19 protein-coding genes are annotated in these 18993 nt (G+C 74.2%); 14 read left to right on the forward strand and 5 right to left on the reverse strand.

Going from position 1 to position 18993, the window contains the following annotated elements; translation table 11 throughout:
• Positions 1–837: an alpha/beta hydrolase gene (locus tag AB0K37_RS11805; RefSeq protein WP_363978585.1), complete on the reverse strand. Its 837-nt coding sequence runs from the start codon at positions 835–837 to the stop codon at positions 1–3.
• Between the two features lie 57 nt (positions 838–894).
• Positions 895–1662, reverse strand: coding sequence for a helix-turn-helix domain-containing protein (locus AB0K37_RS11810; RefSeq protein ID WP_363978588.1), 768 nt, complete (start codon positions 1660–1662; stop codon positions 895–897).
• Between the two features lie 318 nt (positions 1663–1980).
• On the opposite strand from AB0K37_RS11810, the gene AB0K37_RS11815 reads away from it, so the two are divergent.
• Complete coding sequence (locus tag AB0K37_RS11815) at positions 1981–3195, forward strand: phospholipase D-like domain-containing protein (RefSeq protein WP_363978591.1); 1215 nt, start codon at positions 1981–1983, stop codon at positions 3193–3195.
• A 10-nt stretch (positions 3196–3205) separates the two neighbouring features.
• On the opposite strand, the gene AB0K37_RS11820 is transcribed toward AB0K37_RS11815, so the two are convergent.
• The gene (locus AB0K37_RS11820) at positions 3206–3811 is read right to left on the reverse strand and encodes a hypothetical protein (protein WP_363978594.1); all 606 of its coding nucleotides are present in this window, start codon (positions 3809–3811) and stop codon (positions 3206–3208) included.
• A 123-nt stretch (positions 3812–3934) separates the two neighbouring features.
• Here AB0K37_RS11820 and AB0K37_RS11825 point away from each other — a divergent pair, with 123 nt between their 5' ends.
• On the forward strand, positions 3935–5101 hold the full coding sequence (locus AB0K37_RS11825) for a CoA transferase (protein WP_363978597.1): 1167 nt from the start codon (positions 3935–3937) through the stop codon (positions 5099–5101).
• Positions 5101–6498, forward strand: a complete 1398-nt coding sequence (locus AB0K37_RS11830) for an acyl-CoA synthetase (RefSeq protein WP_363978600.1) — start codon at positions 5101–5103, stop codon at positions 6496–6498. Before AB0K37_RS11825 ends, AB0K37_RS11830 begins: the two co-directional genes overlap by 1 nt.
• On the opposite strand, the gene AB0K37_RS11835 is transcribed toward AB0K37_RS11830, so the two are convergent.
• Positions 6495–7064 carry a helix-turn-helix domain-containing protein gene (locus AB0K37_RS11835; RefSeq protein WP_363978603.1) on the reverse strand — a complete coding sequence of 190 codons (570 nt, stop codon included), beginning with the start codon at positions 7062–7064 and terminating at the stop codon, positions 6495–6497. The two genes, AB0K37_RS11830 and AB0K37_RS11835, sit on opposite strands and share 4 nt — an antisense overlap.
• 97 nt (positions 7065–7161) lie before the next feature.
• On the opposite strand from AB0K37_RS11835, the gene AB0K37_RS11840 reads away from it, so the two are divergent.
• From AB0K37_RS11840 to AB0K37_RS11885, 10 genes are all read left to right on the forward strand, one after another.
• The gene (locus AB0K37_RS11840; RefSeq protein WP_363978606.1) at positions 7162–7803 is read left to right on the forward strand and encodes an NAD(P)H-binding protein; all 642 of its coding nucleotides are present in this window, start codon (positions 7162–7164) and stop codon (positions 7801–7803) included.
• Positions 7804–7907: 104 nt separating this feature from the next.
• Positions 7908–8858 carry an ABC transporter ATP-binding protein gene (locus AB0K37_RS11845; protein ID WP_363978609.1) on the forward strand — a complete coding sequence of 317 codons (951 nt, stop codon included), beginning with the start codon at positions 7908–7910 and terminating at the stop codon, positions 8856–8858.
• Positions 8855–9664, forward strand: a complete 810-nt coding sequence (locus tag AB0K37_RS11850) for an ABC transporter permease (RefSeq protein ID WP_363978612.1) — start codon at positions 8855–8857, stop codon at positions 9662–9664. Before AB0K37_RS11845 ends, AB0K37_RS11850 begins: the two co-directional genes overlap by 4 nt.
• 46 nt (positions 9665–9710) lie before the next feature.
• Positions 9711–10994, forward strand: a complete 1284-nt coding sequence (locus AB0K37_RS11855) for a sensor histidine kinase (protein WP_363978615.1) — start codon at positions 9711–9713, stop codon at positions 10992–10994.
• Entirely contained in the window at positions 10991–11596 is a 606-nt protein-coding gene (locus AB0K37_RS11860; protein ID WP_363978618.1) for a response regulator transcription factor, read from the forward strand. Before AB0K37_RS11855 ends, AB0K37_RS11860 begins: the two co-directional genes overlap by 4 nt.
• 58 nt (positions 11597–11654) lie before the next feature.
• Positions 11655–12818, forward strand: coding sequence for a pyridoxal phosphate-dependent aminotransferase (locus AB0K37_RS11865; RefSeq protein ID WP_363978621.1), 1164 nt, complete (start codon positions 11655–11657; stop codon positions 12816–12818).
• 116 nt (positions 12819–12934) lie between these two features.
• Entirely contained in the window at positions 12935–13909 is a 975-nt protein-coding gene (locus AB0K37_RS11870) for a carbamate kinase (RefSeq protein ID WP_363978624.1), read from the forward strand.
• A 39-nt stretch (positions 13910–13948) separates the two neighbouring features.
• The gene (locus AB0K37_RS11875) at positions 13949–15061 is read left to right on the forward strand and encodes a ring-opening amidohydrolase (protein WP_363978627.1); all 1113 of its coding nucleotides are present in this window, start codon (positions 13949–13951) and stop codon (positions 15059–15061) included.
• Between the two features lie 71 nt (positions 15062–15132).
• Positions 15133–15828 (forward strand): SseB family protein, encoded by a 696-nt coding sequence (locus tag AB0K37_RS11880; RefSeq protein ID WP_185023558.1) that lies wholly within the window; start codon positions 15133–15135, stop codon positions 15826–15828.
• A 72-nt stretch (positions 15829–15900) separates the two neighbouring features.
• On the forward strand, positions 15901–16653 hold the full coding sequence (locus AB0K37_RS11885) for a phytanoyl-CoA dioxygenase family protein (RefSeq protein WP_363978630.1): 753 nt from the start codon (positions 15901–15903) through the stop codon (positions 16651–16653).
• Positions 16654–16675: 22 nt separating this feature from the next.
• On the opposite strand, the gene AB0K37_RS11890 is transcribed toward AB0K37_RS11885, so the two are convergent.
• Entirely contained in the window at positions 16676–17737 is a 1062-nt protein-coding gene (locus tag AB0K37_RS11890; RefSeq protein WP_363978633.1) for a DUF2332 domain-containing protein, read from the reverse strand.
• Positions 17738–17814: 77 nt separating this feature from the next.
• Between AB0K37_RS11890 and aroC the strand changes: the two genes are divergently transcribed.
• On the forward strand, positions 17815–18993 hold the full coding sequence (gene aroC / locus AB0K37_RS11895; RefSeq protein WP_363978636.1) for a chorismate synthase: 1179 nt from the start codon (positions 17815–17817) through the stop codon (positions 18991–18993).

Below are 18993 nucleotides of genomic sequence, written 5' to 3' on the forward strand. Positions count from 1 at the left end.
TCAGGCTCCCCTGGCGAACGCGCCCAGCACCGGCGCGAGGACGGAGGCGGTCGTGCTGTGGTTCTCACCCGGGACCGCCTTCAGCGTCGCGGTCGGCAGGTGGTCGGCCACCGCTCTCGCCCCCGCGGCGAGGTGCGGCCAGGTGTCCTGTCCGCAGAGCACGAGGACGGGCACGGTGATCTTGTCCCAGAGGTCGCCGCGGAGCGGCCTGCCGGACATCGTGTCCCCGACGTTCCGGCCGTCGTAGGCGATCGTCGGGGCGACCGCTTCGAGCGCCGGCCAGAAGTCGCTCCCGCGCATTCCGCCGACGGCCTCCGCGGGCATTCCCGCGGCGGCGGTCATGAACAGCTCCACCGCGTCCCCGGGCCGGCCGTCCGCCACGGCCGCGTCGAGCCGCTCGACGTAGTCGGAGGGAAGCGGAGGGCGGCTGTCGTCGACCACGACCGGCGGCTCGAACAGCGCCAGGCGGGCGATCGGCACCCCGGCCTGCGCCGCGTTGAGGACGAGGTGCCCACCGGACGACCAGGCGAACACCGTCGCCGGCCGGCCCCCGCCCGCCTGCTCGATGATCGCGGCGAGGTCCTCGAACTCGCGCTCCACGGCGTAGGGGGCGGTGTCCGTGCTCTGCCCGCGTCCGCGCCGGTCGTAGACGACCACCCGGAACCCGTCCGCGAGCAGTTCCGCCGTCTGGGAGTTCTCGGGAGTTGTGGCGCGATGGGCGGTCGCGCCGTCGACGAGGACGATCGGATCCCCCTCGCCCCACGCGGTGTAGGCGATGACGGTGCCGTCGGCCGAGGTGACGATGCCATCGGTCGGGGCGGCAGTGCCTTGTGACATTTCGGGTCACACCTTTCCAGTGTCGGGCCGCGCCGTTCTTCTCGCGGTGACCCAAACCTAGAAACGCCCGTCGTCCTCAGGCTTGTACAGAAGCGACAGGGGCTCGCCGCCGTCCTCGCGCCGCCGCAGCTGCGTCGCCGTACGGCCGATGAACCGCTGCAGCGACCTCGCCAGATGCGGCTGGTCGTAGTACCCGACCCGGTGCACGACCTCGAGGGGCGGCACGCCCTCACCGAGCAGCACGGCCGCGTGCCGGGCCCGATCGATCTGCCGGATCGCCCCCTGCGTCAGCCCGGTCGCGGCGGAGACGCGCCGCTGCACCGACCGGCCCCCCACTTTGGCGATGCCGCCCCACACGACCTCGTCGACGAGCGGGTCGCGTGTGAGCACGCCCGCGCGCACGAGCCGGTCGACGAAATCCTCCGCGTCGTCGAAGCCGGGGACGGCCCATTCCTCGCCCCGCAGGACGAAGACGCGGCCGTCGGCATGGGGACTCTCCACCCCGGTGTCGACGAGCCGGGCGACCGGCAGATGCGGCATCGACGCGCCGTGCGCGAACGTGATCCCGAACGACTCCGACTCGCCGGTCACCTCGGCGGTCGACGCGAACGTCTCCGGACCCCGCACAGAGACCCGCAGGGTGCCCTCGAACTCCCAGAAGACGAGCTCCCAGTTCGACGTGGCGACCGAAGTCAGGCTCTCCACCCCGCTGGCGCGACCACGCCAGACCCGCGCGATGTACGGCGAGTCGGACCCGCGATGGTCGGCTTCGATCGGCATCCGGTGCCCCTCCCGTATCCGGATGCCGATGCTACCGAGCACCATGACGTCACCGCCTTCGATCCACCGCTAGGCCGGTTTCCCCTCCTCCTTCTCCCACGGGTATTCAGGTTTTTTGTGGTGGTGCCTGGTGCGGGGGGCGGGGCGAATCGCGTGCCGAGGTATTCGAGTCGAATACTCTCCGCGTCCAAACAAAAGCATCGCGTGGTCAGGGAATGTCGGTTTGCTCTCAGGCGCCGGGGTGGCGGCATGAAACGCGAATCAGGGGGGACTGGTCTCGGCCGAGCGGCGATCGCTTTCGTGCTTTCGGTGTGAGGGCGCGAGTTCGCTGATCGCCGGCCTGGTGTGAGGAGAAGAAGGCAGATGACCCTGTCGCAGCAGCAACCGGTGACCCCCGGAGACGACCTGCTCTCATCTCCGTCCGAGGACCGCGCGCACCGGATCCGCCGATCCCTGGAGCGGCTGATCGGTGTGGCGGCGACGGAGGGCAACGCCGTGACCCCCCTGCGCAACGGGGACGAGATCTTCCCGCGGATGCTGGACGAGATCGCCGGAGCGCGGCGGACCATCGACATGATGACCTACGTCTACTGGCGCGGGGACATCGCTCACCGGTTCGCCGACGCGCTGTCGGAGCGCGCCCGCAGCGGGGTGCGGGTCCGGCTGCTGCTGGACGGCATAGGCGCCTGGCAGATCGAGAAGGACCTGGTGGAGAAGATGGAGCGGGCGGGCGTCACGGTCGCCTGGTTCCGCAAGCCCGTCTACGTCTCGCCGTTCAAGCAGAACCACCGCTGCCACCGGAAGGTGCTGGTGGTGGACGAGCAGGTGGCCTTCACCGGCGGGGTCGGCATCGCCGAGGAGTGGTGCGGGGACGCCCGTGACGAGAGCGAGTGGCGCGACAGCCACTTCAGGGTCCAGGGGCCCGCGGTGGACGGCATCGCGGCAGCGTTCGCGCAGAACTGGGCCGAGTGCCACGACGTCCTGTTCGACGAGCGCGACACCTTCGTCGGACACGAGCCGGCCGGTGACGCCGTGGTCCAGGTCGTGCGCGGGTCGGCCAGCGTCGGCTGGCAGGACATGCAGACCCTGCTCCGCGTCGTCCTCGAACTGGCCGAGAAGCGGCTGCGGATAGCCTCCGCCTACTTCGCCCCCGACGACTACTTCGTCAATCTGCTGTGCGAGGCCGTCGCCCGCGGGGTCGAGGTGGAAATGCTCCTCCCCGGCCCGCACGCCGACAAGCGCGTGAGCCGCCTGGCGAGCCAGCGGCATTACGAGGACCTTTTGAAGTGCGGCGTGCGCATCAACCAGTTCCAGCCGTCGATGCTGCACACGAAAATCCTCACCATGGACGGAATGGTGTCGCTCATCGGGTCCACGAACTTCAACCGGCGTTCCATGGACCACGACGAGGAGGTCATGCTCGCCGTCATCGACCCGGAGCTGACCGCGACCCTGGACGGCCATTTCGAAGAGGACCTCTCCCGCAGCAAGCAGATCGAGCATGCGCGATGGGCGCGGCGTTCCGTCCGGCAGCGCGCCAAGGAACTGTCCATCACTCCTATTCGCCGCTTCCTTTAAAGCGCGGGCTTCAGAGCGCGGGGCCCGCTCTTTCCGGTTCGCCGCCGGGGGGACGGGCCTTGAAGCGGTGCGGGGTGAAGGTCGTGCCGTCCACGAGGAGGTCGCAGCGGTCGACGGTGGCGTCGGCGGTGAAGTGGGCCTGCTCGCGGACGGCCCAGTCCTCCCAGGCCCCGGCGTACTCGGGGCCGTCCCGGTCGAGGGCGCGGGCACGGCGCAGATCGTACGGTGCGTCGATCCAGATCCGGTAGGCGGCGGGCGCCTTCGCCCAGGCGGAGCCGACGCCCTCGACGAGCAGCACGGGAGCGGGCGGGATGCTCTCCTCGGGGCCGTAGCGGTCGTGGCGCCAGTCGTAGCGGCGCAGCACGGCGGGCCGCCCGTCCCGCAGCGGGCCCAGCACCGCGTGCCGGAGGGGGCGCCACCAGGTGAGCGGGTCCGCGTCCCACGGCACCCGGAAATCGTCCGACCGGACGACCGGGGCGCCGACCAGGACCTCCGCCAGGTGGCCCGCGAACGTGGACTTGCCCGCGCCGCTCGGGCCGTCCACCGCGACGATCCGCACCGGGCCGCAGGACGGCGGCAGCGCGAGCAGCCGCGCGGCGAGCGCGGAGTAGGTCACGCTGGAGGACCCTCCTCCGGGGTGGGACACGGGAGTCGGCGGCACGGACGGCATACTTCCAGGTACCCGAGCCCGCCTGAGAACGGAGCCGTCCCCCCGGAGCCCCGAGAAGGAGAACGCCCCTTGCCCGGACCGCTCGAAGGCGTCGTGATCGTCGACCTCAGCCGCGTCGTGGCGGGTCCGCAGGCCACCATGACGCTCGCCGACCTCGGCGCCCGCGTGATCAAGGTCGAGCAGCCCGGCACCGGTGACGAGACCCGGGGCTGGGGCCCGCCGTTCGCGGGCGCGGACCGCGTGAGCACCTACTACCTGTCGATCAACCGGAACAAGGAGTCGATCACCCTCGACCTGAAGTCGGACGAGGGCCGGGACGTCCTCGCGCGGCTCGTCCGGCACGCCGACGTGCTGGTGGAGAACTTCCGGGCGGGGGTGCTCGACCGGCTCGGCTTCCCGGTGGAGCGGCTGCACGAACTGAACCCGGGGCTGGTCGTCCTGTCGATCACCGGGTTCGGGCACGACGGGCCCGAGGGCGGCCGGCCCGGCTACGACGCGATCATGCAGGGCGAGGCGGGGATCATGAGCGTGACGGGACCGCCCGGAACGCCGAGCAAGGTCGGCCTGTCGATCGCCGACATCCTCGCCGCGGGCAACGGCGTCGCGGGCGTGCTGGCCGCCCTGTACGAGCGGACCCGCACCGGGCGCGGGGCCGTCGTCCGCACCTCGCTGCTGGCGTCGGTGGTCGGCGCCCACATGTTCCAGGGGACGCGCTGGACCGTCGCCCGGGACGTCCCCGAGTCGGTCGGCAACGACCACCCGTCCATCGCCCCCTACGGGACGTTCCGCTGCAAGGACGGGCAGCTCCAGATCGGCGTCGCGAACCAGAACCTGTGGCGCAGGTTCGCGCCGATCGTCGGCCTGGACCCGGACGACGCCCGCTACGCGACGATCCCCGACCGCGCGGCCCGGCGCGCCGAGCTGACCGCCGACATCGAACGGGCGCTGGCGGCCGGCACGCGCGACGCCTGGCTCGCGCGGTTCGGCGAGGCGGGCGTCCCGGCCGGGGCGATCCGGTCGATCGACGAGGTGTACGACTGGGAGCAGACCCGCTCCCAGGGCCTGGTCGTCGAGGTGGACCACCCTCAGCTCGGCCCGATCGAGCTGCCGGGGCCGCCGCTGCGCTTCGACGGCGCGCCGCCGCGCGAGCACACCGCGCCGCCGCTGCTGGGCGAGCACACCGGCGCGGTCATGGCCTGGCTGGAGGAACGGGAGAACGAGGAGAGGGGCGAGTGATGGACCTGCTCGGCGGGACGGGCGGCCCGGTGCGGATCGCCGGACGGGAGCTGCCACGCGACGAGCTGCTCGGCCGGGCGTCCGCCGTCGCCGCGGAGATCCGGGGCGCGGACGCGGTCGCCGTGCACGCGACGGCGTCCCTGGAGACGGTCGCGGCGGTCGTGGGAGGCCTCCTCGCGGGCGTCCCCGTGGTGCCGCTGCCTCCCGACTCCGGGCCCGCCGAGCGCGCCCACATCCTCGGCGACTCCGGCGCGAGCCTGATCCTCGCGGACGGGGCGACGGAGGTGTCCGGAACGGAGCCGCCGCTCGTCCCGGTCGACCGGTTGCCGAGCAGCGGAAGCGGCGGGCACGGGGAGGTCCCCGCCGACGCGACCGCCCTGATCCTCTACACGAGCGGGACGACGGGCGCCCCGAAGGGCGTGCTGATCTCGCGGAGCGCCATCGCCGCCGGGCTCGACGCCCTCGCCGAGGCGTGGGCGTGGACGCCCGGCGACGTCCTGGTCCACGGGCTTCCGCTGTTCCACGTGCACGGGCTCGTCCTCGGTGTGCTCGGGCCCCTGCGGGTCGGTTCGCCCCTCGTCCACACCGGGCGTCCCAAGCCGGAGCTCTACGCGGCGGCGGCGCGGGACGACGGCGGCAGCCTGTTCTTCGGCGTCCCCACCGTCTGGTCGAGGACGGCGGCGGACCCGTCCACCGCCGAGGCCCTGCGCGGCGCGCGGCTGCTGGTGTCCGGCAGCGCGCCGCTGCCCGTGCCCGTGTTCGAGCGGCTCTCGGCCCTCACCGGGCACCGGCCGGTGGAGCGGTACGGCATGACCGAGACGCTCATCACGGTCAGCGCCCGCGCCGGGGGCGACCGGCGCCCCGGCTACGTCGGCACGCCGCTGCCCGGAGTGGAGACCCGCCTGGCCGCGGAGGACGGCTCGGCCGTCCCGCCGGACGGGGAGACGCCCGGTGAGCTGCACGTCCGCGCGCCGCTGCTGTTCAAGGGGTATCTCAACCGGCCCGAGGCGACCGCGGAGTCGTTCACGCCGGACGGCTGGTTCCGCACCGGCGACATCGCCACGATCGGCCCGGACGGCTGGCACCGGATCGTGGGGCGCGCCTCCACCGACCTGATCAAGAGCGGCGGTTACCGGATCGGCGCCGGCGAGATCGAGAACGCGCTGCTCGCCCACCCCGCCGTGCGGGAGGCCGCCGTCGTCGGCACGCCGCACGACGACCTCGGCGAGCAGGTCACGGCCTACGTCGTCGCCGACGGGGTCGGCGAGAGGCAGCTCATCGACTTCGTGGCCGAGCGCCTGTCGGTGCACAAGCGGCCCCGCGTCGTCCACCTGGTCGGCGCCCTGCCCCGCAACGCCATGGGCAAGGTCGTCAAGAGCCGGCTGAGCGAGCTCTAGGGGAGGAGTTCGGCGAGGACGGGCCGGACCAGGCCGCGGGCGAACGACTCGGGGGCGTCCTCGCCCTCCGCGAAGTAGAGCAGGAACCCCTGCTGGAAGCAGGCGCCCATCAGCAGGGCCGCCGCGGCCTGCGTGTCGGCGGACGGCGCCACCCGGCCGAGCTCGCGCTCGGCGTCCAGGTAGCGGGCCAGCGCGCGCACCGGCGCGTGCGGGCCCGCGCCGTACTTGCGGAGCGACTCGCGGGTCGCGTGCAGCAGCCGCGGCTGCGCCGCCATCGAGACCATCATCGGGAACGACCGCCGGTAGAAGCCCAGCGCGCCGTGCACGATCCTGACGAGGTTCGACTCGACGGTGTCCTCGCCCGGGACGCCCATCGAGGTGAAGGGCGGCATGCGCTCCTTCAGGACGCTCAGCATCAGCTCGTCCTTGTCGCGGAAGTGCTTGTAGAGCAGCGCCTCGGAGTAGCCGGCCGCCTTCGCGATCTCCTTGGTGGTGGCGCGGGCGACCCCGTGCCGCCGCATGATGTCCGCCGCGGCGTCGAGGATCCGTTCGCGCGCGTCGCTCAATGAGGCCCCCTTGACAGGTGAGTGAACGCTCACCACGATAGAGGTTAGTAAGCACTCACTCACCGCCCTTCGCCCTGGCGATTCCAAGGAGGACCCGATGAAACTCACGGTGTTCGGGGCGACCGGCGGCACCGGCGTCCAGGTCGCCCGGCGCGCGCTGGACGCCGGGCACGAGGTGACCGCCGTCGTCCGCGACCCCGCCGCCCTGCCCGGCGAGATCCGCGCCTGCGCCGACGTCGTCCAGGCCGACGTCATGGACCCGGCCGCGATCGAGGAGGCGGTCCAGGGCCGCGACGCCGTCGTCACCGCGATCGGCACCCGCGACGGCCGCCGGCCGACCAGCGTCTGCGCGGCCAGCACGGGCGCGATCACCGCGGCCATGCGGGCGGCCGGGGCCGAGCGGTTCGTGCTGACCAGCGCGTCCGGGCTCCACGCCGGACCGGGCGACGACCCGCTCACCCGGTTCGTGGTCAAGCCGCTCGTCCTCGGCCCGCTCCTCAAGCACGCGTTCGCCGACATGCGCGCCGCCGAGGCCCTCACCCGCGAATCCGGCCTCGCCTGGACGATCGTCCGCCCGCCGCGCCTCACCGGCGGCCCCGGCAACGGCCGCTACCGCAGGGCCGCCGACCGCAACGTCCTCGGCGGCCTGTCGATCGCCCGCGCCGACCTCGCCACCGCGCTCCTCGACGTCGCGGGCGACCCGTCCACCGTCGGGCACGTCATCAGCGTCGCCGGCTGAGACCGGGGCATGACACCTGTCACGCCGATCACGTGACGGCGCGCGTCCCGGACCGGTGACACGCGCTTCTACCGGGACGCACGCGCGGTCGCGAGGCTGGGGCCATGGAGACGAATCCGGCCATCCGCGTCGACGGCCTCCGGCAGCGGTACGGGGACTTCGAGGCCGTCGCCGGGATCTCGTTCGAGGTCGCGGCGGGGGAGCTGTTCGCGCTGCTCGGCACGAACGGCGCGGGCAAGACCACGACCCTCGAAACGCTGGAGGGGCACCGGACCGTCCACGAGGGCACGGTCCGCGTCCTCGGCCACGACCCGCACCGGGAGCGTCGCCGGGTCCGGCCGCGCATGGGCATCATGCTGCAGGACGGCGGCTTCTTCGCCGACCTCACCGTCGCCGAGACCGTCGAGCACTGGCGCGGCTTCACCGCCCGCGCGCGCGGGCGTGACGAGGCCATCGCGCTGGCCGGGCTCGCCGAGAAGGCGGGCGTGCGGGTGCGGCAGCTCTCCGGCGGCCAGAAGCGCCGCCTCGACCTCGCGCTGGCCCTGCTCGGCAGGCCCGACGTCCTGTTCCTGGACGAGCCGACGAGCGGCATGGACCCCGAGGCCCGGCGCGCGACCTGGGACGTCGTCCAGGACGTGGTGGCGGGCGGCGCGGCCGTCCTGCTCACCACCCACTACCTGGAGGAGGCCGAGCACCTCGCCGGCCGGCTCGCGATCCTGCACCGGGGCCGGATCGAGGCGTCCGGGACGGTCGCCGACGTCGTCGCCGGGCACGGCGACCGCATCGAGTTCCGGCTGCCCGAGCGCGTCCAGGCCGCCGAACTGCCCCCTCTGCCGGGCGCCCGCGCCGACGTCCGGGTGGAGGGCGGACGCGCCGTCGCGTCCTATGCCCTGCCTTCCGGCGACGGCGACGGCGACGCCACGGGGCTCCAGGCGGGGCTCTACGCGCTGCTGCGCTGGGCCGACCGGGAGGGCGTCCGGCTGGACGGCCTGCGGGCGCGCAGCGCCTCCCTCGAAGACGTCTTCCTGCGCACCGCCGAAGGAGCCCCCCGATGATCCTCCCCTCGACGGGCTCCGCCGCGGTGCTGCGCGTCGCCCGGCTCGACCTCGTCCTGCTCTGGCGGAACCGGACCGCCCTGTTCACCGCCGCCGGCCTGCCCGTCCTGTTCGCGGCCATGCTCGTCCCGGTCCGCGGCGAGAAGATCGACGGCGTCGACGGCGCCCTCCTGCAGGGCACCGGCCACCTGGGGTTCTTCCTGGTCTTCGCCGTCTTCATGAACCTCGTCAACGTGCTCACCGCCCGCCGCGAGGACCGCACGCTCAAGCGGCTGCGCGGCACCGCCCTGTCGGACGCGGAGATCGCCGCCGGCAGCGTCCTCACCGCGACCGCGCTGTACGCGGTGCAGGCCGCGGCGCTGCTGGTCCTGCTCGGCGCCGCGATGGGCGGCAGGGTCCCCGCCGACCCCGTCCTGCTGCTGGCCGGGCTCGCGGGCGGCGCCGCCGTGTTCGCGACGCTGGCGTTCGCCGTCTCGGGGATCACGCCGAACGCGGAGCTGGCGCAGCTCACCGTCCTGCCGATCATGTTCGGCTGCATGCTCGGGGCCGGCGTCATGTTCCCGATGGGCGGCCTGCCCGGCTGGGTTCAGGAGGCCTGCCGGTGGGTGCCGCTCAGCCCGGTCGTGGAGATCGTCCGGACGGGCTACTTCGGCCAGGACTTCGTGCACCGCCCCGGCCACCCGTCCGTCGGCCCCGCCGAAGGCTGGCTCACCTGCGTGCGGCCGTTCCTCGTCCTGGCCTTCTGGATCGCGTTCGGCCGCCTGCTGGCCACCCGCTGGTTCCGGTGGGAGCCGCGCCGCGCCTGACGCGCCGCGGGCCCCGTTACAGTGCGATGCGAGGAGGATCGGCAACATGGCGGTCGCGACCACGGCGGACATCGAGGAACAGGCCGCCCGCAAGCTGGAGCGGTACAGGCGGGTGACGTACCGCTCGTTCATGTTCGCCGCCGTCGGCTTCGTCCTGCCGGGCCTGTACGGCCTCGAAGAGGCGTACACCGACGGCGACGCGTCCGTGCCGGTGATCGTCGCGGCCGTCGCGGGACTCGCGGTGCTCGCCTGGTACTACGCGCGCCTCGTCCGGGCGGGACTCGAAGGCACGACGTCCAGGCGCGACGCCGTGGGAAGCGGCGCCGTCGCCGGAGCCCTGAGCCTGATGCTGCTCACCAGCCCGTGGTTCAGCGTCATCCCCGTCTTCTGGGTCTCGGCCGTGGTGCTGTCCCCGATGGGACGGAGGCGGATCGCCGCGCTGTGCGCGGGCACCGGGGCGTACTGCGGGGCGGTCGGCACGATCGCCGCGGAGCGCCTGTACCCCGACGGCGACGCCCCCTGGTACGCGATCTTCCCGGTGCTGTTCGCCCTGTACACCGCGATCTCCGGGTTCGTCGTGTTCGTCAACCGGTACCAGCGGCGCATGTGGGAGCTGCACCAGGAGGCCTACGCGGCCCGCGACGCCCTCGCCCGGCTCGCGGTCACCGAGGAGCGGCTCCGCTTCTCCCGCGACCTGCACGACCTGCTCGGCCACAGCCTCTCCCTCATCGCGGTGAAGAGCGAGCTGGCCAAGCGGACGGTCCGCGACGACCCCGACCGGGCGGGCGCCGAGATGGCCGACGTCCAGCGCGCCGCGAGGGAGGCGCTCCGGGAGGTCCGCGCCGCCGTCCGCGGCTACCGGGCCGTGGAGTTGGACGCCGAACTGGCCGGGGTGCGGGCCGTGCTGGAGGCCGCCGGGGTGCGCTGCGAGATCGGCCGCCCGCCGGACGGGCTGCCGCCGGAGGTCGGCTCGGTGCTCGCCTGGGTGATCCGCGAGGGCGCCACCAACGTCATCAAGCACAGCGAGGCGAGGAACTGCGCGATCTCGCTCGTCGTGGACCGCGGCCCCGCTCGCGTCGGCGTCCTCTACGGTGACTCCGTGTTCCTGGAGATGCGCAACGACGGCGTCCGCGGCGCCGAGACCGCCGCGGGCTCGGGCCTGGCCGGCCTCACCGAACGCGTCGCCGTGCTCGGCGGCGAGATCACCGCCGGCCGGCACGGCCGCGACGGGTTCCTGCTGCGCGCCGCCGTCCCGCTCCCGCCCGCGCACGAACGCGGCGGGGGCGGGACGGACGCCGGTCAGGCGCTCACGGCCGGGCGGCCCGCGTGATCCGCGTCCTGCTCGCCGACGACGAGCACCTCATCCGCGGCGCCGTCGCCGCCCTCCTCGGCCTGGAGCCCGACCTGGAGGTCGTCGCCGAGGTCGGCCGCGGCGACGCGGTCGCCGCCGCGGTCGCCGCTCACGACCCGGACGTGGCCGTCCTCGACATCGAGATGCCGGGCGCGGACGGCCTCGCCGTCGCCGAGGAGCTGCACGCCGCCGGCGCCCGCTGCGCGGTGTGCATCCTGACGAGCTTCGGCCGCCCGGGCTACCTGCGCCGCGCCATGTCCGCCGGGGTCAGCGGCTTCGTCGCCAAGGACGCCCCCACCGACGAGCTCGCCAGCGCCATCCGCAAGATCCACGGCGGCGGCCGGTACCTGGACGCCGAGCTGGCCGCCAGCGCGATGGCCGCCGGGGACAACCCGCTCTCCGAGCGCGAGCGCGACGTCCTCCGCCTCGCCGGGGCCGGCGCCGAGACCGCCCGCATCGCGGCCGACCTGCACCTGTCGGAGGGCACCGTCCGCAACTACCTGTCCACCGCGATGGCCAAGATGGGCGAACCCACCCGCATCCGCGCCGCCCGTGCCGCCGTCGACATGGGCTGGATCTGATCGGCGAGCCGTCCCCGGCGGCGCCGTGCGCACCGGGCCGGGGGCCTAGGCTTGGGGCGTGAGCGAGCCATTGGTCGAGCGCATGCAGGGATTCGGCGAGACGATCTTCGCTGAGATGTCGGCTCTCGCCGTCCGGACCGGGGCCATCAATCTGGGCCAGGGCTTCCCGGACACCAGCGGTCCGCCGCGGATGCTGGAAACGGCCGTCGAGGCCGTCCGGACGGGCGCGAACCAGTACCCGCCCGGCCCCGGGCTCCTCGAACTCCGGGAGGCCGTGGCGGCGCAGCGGCTGGAGCGGTACGGGCTGTCGTTCGACCCGGCGACCGAGGTGTTCGTGACGGTCGGGGCCACGGAGGGGATCGCCGCGTCCGTGCTGTCGCTGGCGGGGCCGGGCGACGAGGTCGTCGTGTTCGAGCCGTACTACGACTCCTACGCGGCCGTGATCGCGCTCGCCGGGGCCGTCCGCAGGCCCGTCACGCTGCGCCCGGTGGAGGGGCGCTTCACCTTCGACCCGGACGAGCTGCGCGCCGCCGTCGGCCCCCGCACCCGGGCGATCCTGGTGAACTCGCCGCACAACCCCGCCGGCACCGTGTTCACGCGCGACGAGCTGGAGGCCATCGCGGACGTCTGCCGCGAGCGCGACCTGGTGGCGATCACCGACGAGGTGTACGAGTACCTGACGTTCGACGGGACCGAGCACGTCCCGCTGGCGACGCTCGACGGCATGCGCGAGCGGACGGTGTCGGTGTCGTCCGCGGGCAAGTCGTTCTCCGTCACCGGATGGAAGACCGGGTGGGTGACGGCGCCCGCCCCCTACATCCGGGCCGTCCAGACCGTGAAGCAGTTCCTCACCTACGCGGTCAGCGCCCCCTACCAGCACGCCGCCGCGTACGCGCTGCGCAACGAGATCCCGTGGGTGGAGGAGCTGCGCAAGTCGCTCCAGGCCAAGCGGGACCGGCTCATCACCGGCCTTGAGGCGGCCGGGTTCACGACCTGCCGCCCGCAGGGCACCTACTTCGTGCAGGCCGACATCCGCCCGCTCGGCTTCACCGACGGCAGGGAGCTGGCCCGCGCGCTGCCGGAGAAGGCGGGCGTCGTCGCGATCCCGAGCCAGGTGTTCTACGACCACGCCGAGGCGGGCGCCCACTTCGTCCGGTTCGCCTTCTGCAAGAAGGACGAGGTCATCGACGAGGCCGTGAGCCGTCTCGCGCGCCTGCGCTGAGGCGTCCCCGCTCCGCGGGCGCCGGGGAGAACCGCCGGAACTTGCCGAAGAAACGGCGTTCGTTGGGCGGAATTCGCCCGTGAGGGGCGGCCGCCGCGCGGGTTAGCGTCCGTCCCGTGACCTGGGGCCATGCGGACGGACGCAGCGGGGGGCACGGCGGCGAGCGGATCCTGATCGCCCTCGGCGGGAACGCCATGACCGCACCGGACGGCAGCGCGACCCCGGACGCGCAGGCGGCCGCGATCGAGGCCGCGATGGCGCACGTGGCGGACCTGGTCGCGGCGGGCGCGCGGGTCGCGCTCACGCACGGCAACGGCCCGCAGGTCGGCAACCTGCTGATCAAGAACCAGCTGGCGTCGGCAGTGGTGCCGCCCGTCCCGCTGGACTGGTGCGGCGCGCAGACCCAGGCCACCGTCGGCGTGATGGTCATGAACGCGCTGGAGCGGGCGCTGGCCGCGCGGGGCGCCGCCCGCCCGGTCTCGACCGCGGTGACGCGGACGCTGGTGGACGCCGCCGACCCCGGGTTCGCCGCCCCCGCCAAGCCGATCGGCCGGTACTTCCCCGAGGCGGAGGCCCGCCGCTCGATGGCGCTCGGGCAGGTGTGGAAGCGGTTCGGGGACCGGGGCTGGCGGCGCGTCGTCGCCTCGCCCGAGCCGCTGGAGATCCTGGACGCCGACGCGGCGGCCGTGCTCCTGGACGCCGGGCACGTCGTGGTCGCCGCGGGCGGCGGGGGAGTGCCCGTCGCCCGGTCGGACGGGGTGCTGCGCGGCGTCGAGGCCGTCGTCGACAAGGACCTTGCCGCGCAGCTGCTGGCGCGCCGCCTGGAGGCGACCACCCTCGTGATCGCCACCGACGTGGAGAACGCGATGACCGGGTTCGGGACGCCGCGGGCCCGGCCGCTGCACCGCACGACGGTCGCGGAGCTGACGGAGCTGGCCGCCGCCGGGCACTTCGCCGGCGGCAGCATGGGCCCGAAGGTCGAGGCGGTGCGGCGGTTCGTCGCGTCCGGCGGGCGGCGCGCCGCGATCGCCTCGCTGGCCCGGCTCGGCGACGCCGCGCACGGCGGGGCCGGGACGGTCGTCGAGGGCTGACCCCGGGTAGAGACCGATCAACACAGCAGGTGAGGAGCGATGACGGTGCCCGATCCGATCGAAGTCCGCAAGATCCCCATCGAGAGCGTGACCGACGCGTCCGGGCTGGCCCGGCTGATCGACGACGGCGTGCTGGAGGCCGACCGGGTCCTCGCGGTCGTCGGCAAGACCGAGGGCAACGGCGGTGTGAACGACTACACGCGGCTGCTCGCCGACCGGGCGTTCCGGGAGGTGCTCCTCGCGAAGGGCACCCGGACCGCGGACGAGGTGGCTCGGGTCCCGCTGGTGTGGTCGGGCGGCACGGACGGGGTGCTCAGCCCGCACGCGACCGTCTTCGCGACCGCCGACCCCGCCCGCGTCCCCGCCTCCGACGAGCCGCGGCTGTCGGTCGGCGTCGCGATGAGCGAGGTCATCCTGCCCGAGGACATCGGCCGCCCCGCGATGGTGGAGACCGTCGCCGCCGGCGTGCGCGAGGCCATGAAGACCGCCGGGATCGACGACCCGGCCGACGTCCACTACGTGCAGACCAAGACGCCGCTGCTCACCCTCGACACGATCAACGACGCGAGGAGGCGCGGCCGCGACGTCGTCACCGAGGACACCCTCAAGTCGATGGACATCTCCAACTCCACGACCGCGCTCGGCATCGCCGTCGCGCTCGGCGAGATCGAACCGCCGTCCGCCGAGCAGATCCACACGGACCTGTCGCTGTACTCGTCGGTGGCGTCGTGCTCGTCCGGCGTCGAGCTGGACCGGGCGCAGATCGTGGTCGTCGGCAACGTGCGCGGCATCGGCGGCCGGTACCGGGCCGGGCACGGGGTGATGAAGGACGCGCTCGACGCCGACGGGATCTGGGACGCCGTCCGGTCGACGGGCCTGGACCTGCCCGAACGGCCCCGCACGTCCGACCTCGGCGACCGGCTCGTCAACGTGTTCATCAAGTGCGAGGCCGACCCGCGCGGCTCGGTCCGGGGCCGCCGCAACATCATGCTGGACGACTCCGACGTGCACTGGCACCGGCAGATCAAGGCGTGCGTCGGCGGCGTCGCCGCGTCCGTCACCGGCGACCCGGCCGTGTTCGTGTCGGTCGCGGCGGTGCACCAGGGGCCGTCGGGCGGCGGCACCGTCGCGGCCATCGCCGACCTCGGGTGACCGCGCCGCGGACGCGGAGAGTATCCGCGGAGTAGCCCCTCGCGGTCGCCGGAGGCTATAGCCTTCCTGGCGTGTCCGGACTGACCATTCCCGAACCACAGTTCCCCGGGGACGACGGAAGCGCCGACCCCCGGTTGTGCGAGGCGCTCGCCGGGTACGCGTCCGGCCGCGTCGGCGTGCACACGGTGCTGCGGCGGCTCCAGGGCGCGCGGCTGCTGGTGCCGATCGTCGCCGTCCTCACCGAGGAGGAGCCCGCGGCGCCCGGCGAGCTGCGGCGGGAGAAGTCGAGCGACATGGCGCTGCCCACCCTGATCGGCGACGACGGGCGGCGCGGCGTGCTCGGCTTCACCTGCACCGAGACGATGAAGGCCTGGCGCGCCGACGCCCGCCCGGTCGCGGTGCGGGCCGGCGACGCCTGCCGCGCCGCCCTCGACGAGGGGGCGGACGCCCTGGTCGTGGACGTGGCGGGCCCGGTCCCGTTCGCCGTGGACGGGCTGCGCCTGCACCTGCTCGCCGACGGCCGCCCGATCCCGCCGCCGCACGAGGACCCCGACGTCCTCGCCGCGGTCGAGGCCGCCTTCGGCTCCGACCCCTCCGTCAGCGGGGTCCGCGTCGTCGAGGGCACCTCCGCGGAGATCGCCGTCCGGTTCGCCGTCGTGCCCGGGCACGACGAGCGGGGCACCGTCCAGCGGGTCTCCGACCGCCTCGCCGAACTCCTGCGCGGCCGGATCGTCGGCGGCGTCGAACTGAACGTCCTGCGCAGGTAGCTCCCCGGACGGGAGGTCGGGGGCGCGGTAAATCGCTGGCCTCCGCAGCGCCCGCTCTGCGACCCTGGCGCCATGATCGACGTCGACGCCTTCATCGCTGACGGATACGTCCGGGTGGAGCGGGCGTTCCCCCGGGAACTGGCGGCCGAGTGCCGCGACATCCTGTGGCGCGACACCGGCTGCGACCCCGACGATCCCGGGACGTGGACGCATCCCGTCGTGCGGCTCGGCGACCACTCCGAGGAACCGTTCCGGGCCGCCGTGAACACCGGCCCCCTGCACGCCGCGTTCGACGCCGTCGTCGGGAAGGGCGCCTGGCTGCCGCGCGCCGGCCTCGGCACGTTCCCGGTGCGGTTCCCCAGCGACCGGCCGCCCGGTGACGACGGCTGGCACATCGACGCGAGCTTCCCCGGCGACGACCCGGCCGACTTCATGTCCTACCGGGTGAACGTCGCGTCGAAGGGCCGCGCGCTGCTGATGCTGTTCCTGTTCTCCGACGTGGGGGAGGACGACGGGCCCACCCGCATCCGCGTCGGCTCCCATCTGGACGTCCCGCCGATCCTGGAGCCGGCGGGGGAGGCGGGCCTGACGTTCATGGACCTGGCGGGCAAGGCCGTCCCCGCGACCGAGCACCGCCCGCTCGCCTACGCCACAGGGCGGGCGGGCGACGTGTACCTGTGCCACCCGTTCCTCGTCCACGCCGCGCAGGCGCACCGGGGCGCCGTTCCCCGGTTCATGGCGCAGCCGCCCCTGACCCCGGCGGGGCCGCTGCCCCCGTCGTCCCCCGTGCGGGTCGCGATCGACCGGGCCCTCGGCCGGTCCTGACGCCGGGACGAGGGCGCGGCGGTCAGAACCAGGTGGTGGGGAGGCCGTGGGACGGGCCCTCGCCGAGGACCACCGGCTCTCCGCCCGGCCACAGCCGCAGCGTCACGACGTGCAGGACGTCGAGCCGCGAGGCGTCGCGGCCCTCGAACGACAGGTGCGCAACCGGTGCGCCGGGGGTGGCCGCCGCCCCGGCCCGCTCGATGCTCCGGTCGACGCGCGCGGCCTCGTCGCGCGACATGTACGCGCGCATCGTCGAGTGCCACACGACCGTGGCGACGCCCTCCTCGGGGGCCAGCCCCTCCAGGAAGTCCGCGGCGCCCGCCTTCACGACCGTCGCGGGGACCCGCGCGGCGACCTCGAACGCCGCCCGCAGCCGCGCCACCCGCGCCGCCTGGTCGGGCCACACGTACGACAGGAGCCGCCGCCGCCCGGCGGGCGAGGCCGCGTCCAGCGGGTTCGGGTCGCATCCCCGCCGCTCGGCGATGGCGAGCGGCGCGCCCACCGGGGGAAGGCCCCGCCAGGCGTCCGGCAGGACGACCGGCGACTCCGGACCGTACGCGCCGCTCTCGTGCAGGAGCCGGAAGCGGTCGGCGCGCAGGTTCAGGCCCGCGCTGGCCCCGATCTCCAGCAGCCTGACCGGCAGGGACCGGGCCGGGGAGCCCGCGGGACGGCAGGCGTCCGCGATCGCGAGGAGCCCGCCGACGAGCGGCGCCGCCCGCCCGACCTCGTTGGTCTGCGGCGGGGCGAGGAGGCCGTCGCGGATCTCGGCCGCGTGCCCGGCGAGCACGTCCCGGAACGCGGGCCAGGCCTCCAGCGGGTCCCGCGTCCCGCCGGCGGTCGGGTAGTGCGCGGCCAGCTCCGGCGCCCGCCCCTCAAGGACGAGCCGGTGCACCGTCCCGAGCATGCCCAGGACGTAGCCGGTATGCGTGCGCTCCCCGAGCACGTCCGTCACGACCGCGCCCGGATCCTCCGCCGCCCGCGTGAGCAGTTCGGCGTACATCGGCGACCCCAGCTGGGCGGACGCCCGCGCCTGGCCCAGCAGCACCCGCCTCGTCTCGACCCCGTCCGAACCGGCCCTTCCCATCGCCCACCTCCCCGACGAGCCTCTCAGATGCTGGACGCCGTCACGGGCGGGCGCGCGGAGTCAATAGGATTCCTCCCATGCTGCGATGGTTGACCGCGGGGGAGTCCCATGGCCCGGCCCTGACCGCGATCGTGGAGGGGCTTCCGGCCGGAGTGCGCGTGACCTCGGGGGACATCGCCGAGGAACTGCGCCGCCGGAGGCTCGGCCACGGCCGGGGCGCCCGGATGAAGTTCGAGCAGGACAAGGTCACGATCATCGGGGGCGTCCGGCACGGGGCGACGCTCGGCGGGCCGGTCGCGATCGAGGTCGGCAACACCGAGTGGCCCAAGTGGGAGACGGTCATGTCGGCCGACCCCGTGGACGCCGACGTCCTCGCTGCCCAGGCCAGGAACGCCCCGCTGTCGCAGCCGAGGCCCGGCCACGCCGACCTGGTCGGCATGCAGAAGTACGGCTTCGACGACGCGCGGCCCGTCCTGGAGCGGGCGAGCGCGCGGGAGACGGCCGCGCGGGTCGCGCTCGGCACCGTCGCCAAGGCGTTCCTCAAGCAGGCCCTCGGCGTGGACGTCCTGAGCCACGTGATCGCGCTGGGCGAGGTCGAGGCCCCCGAGGGCGTCCTGCCGGAGCCCGGCGACCTGGCGCGGGTCGACGAGAGCCCCGTGCGCTGCTTCGACGGCGAGGCGTCGGAGCGGATGGTCGCGCACATCGACGAGACCAAGAAGGCCGGCGACACCCTCGGCGGCGTGGTGGAGGTCCTCGCCTACGGGCTCCCGCCCGGCCTCGGCAGCCACGTCCACTGGGACCGGCGCCTGGACTCCCGGCTCGCCGGCATCCTCATGGGCATCCAGGCGATCAAGGGCGTGGAGCTCGGCGACGGGTTCACCACCGCGCGGCGGCCCGGCTCGCGGGCGCACGACGAGATCGACGCGACCGCCGGGGGGATCCGCCGCCGCACCAACCGGGCCGGCGGCGTCGAGGGCGGCATGACCACCGGCGAGGTGCTGCGGGTGCGCGCCGCGATGAAGCCGATCTCGACCGTCCCGCGGCGGCTCGACACGATCGACGTCACGACCGGAGAGCCCGCCAAGGCGATCAACCAGCGCAGCGACGTGACGGCCGTCCCGGCCGCCGGGGTGGTCGCCGAGGCGATGGTCGCGCTCGTCCTCGCGGACGCGGCGCTGGAGAAGTTCGGCGGCGACTCCGCCGAGGAGACCGCCCGCAACCTGCGCGGATACCTGTCCTCCCTGACGATCAAGTGA

The organism is Actinomadura sp. NPDC049753 (genome assembly GCF_040674655.1).
GTDB lineage: Bacteria > Actinomycetota > Actinomycetes > Streptosporangiales > Streptosporangiaceae > Spirillospora > Spirillospora verrucosospora.

Bases quoted from the DNA above. Each gene is read 5' to 3' on its own strand.
- AB0K37_RS11830 (WP_363978600.1), top strand. From the start codon at position 5,101: ATGGACCTGCTCGGCGGGACGGGCGGCCCGGTGCGGATCGCCGGACGG.
- AB0K37_RS11805 (WP_363978585.1), bottom strand. From the start codon at position 837: ATGTCACAAGGCACTGCCGCCCCGACCGATGGCATCGTCACCTCGGCC.
- AB0K37_RS11815 (WP_363978591.1), top strand. From the start codon at position 1,981: ATGACCCTGTCGCAGCAGCAACCGGTGACCCCCGGAGACGACCTGCTC.
- AB0K37_RS11890 (WP_363978633.1), bottom strand. From the start codon at position 17,737: ATGGGAAGGGCCGGTTCGGACGGGGTCGAGACGAGGCGGGTGCTGCTG.
- AB0K37_RS11850 (WP_363978612.1), top strand. From the start codon at position 8,855: ATGATCCTCCCCTCGACGGGCTCCGCCGCGGTGCTGCGCGTCGCCCGG.
- AB0K37_RS11840 (WP_363978606.1), top strand. From the start codon at position 7,162: ATGAAACTCACGGTGTTCGGGGCGACCGGCGGCACCGGCGTCCAGGTC.
- AB0K37_RS11885 (WP_363978630.1), top strand. From the start codon at position 15,901: ATGATCGACGTCGACGCCTTCATCGCTGACGGATACGTCCGGGTGGAG.
- aroC (WP_363978636.1), top strand. From the start codon at position 17,815: ATGCTGCGATGGTTGACCGCGGGGGAGTCCCATGGCCCGGCCCTGACC.
- AB0K37_RS11810 (WP_363978588.1), bottom strand. From the start codon at position 1,662: ATGGTGCTCGGTAGCATCGGCATCCGGATACGGGAGGGGCACCGGATG.
- AB0K37_RS11855 (WP_363978615.1), top strand. From the start codon at position 9,711: ATGGCGGTCGCGACCACGGCGGACATCGAGGAACAGGCCGCCCGCAAG.
- AB0K37_RS11845 (WP_363978609.1), top strand. From the start codon at position 7,908: ATGGAGACGAATCCGGCCATCCGCGTCGACGGCCTCCGGCAGCGGTAC.
- AB0K37_RS11875 (WP_363978627.1), top strand. From the start codon at position 13,949: ATGACGGTGCCCGATCCGATCGAAGTCCGCAAGATCCCCATCGAGAGC.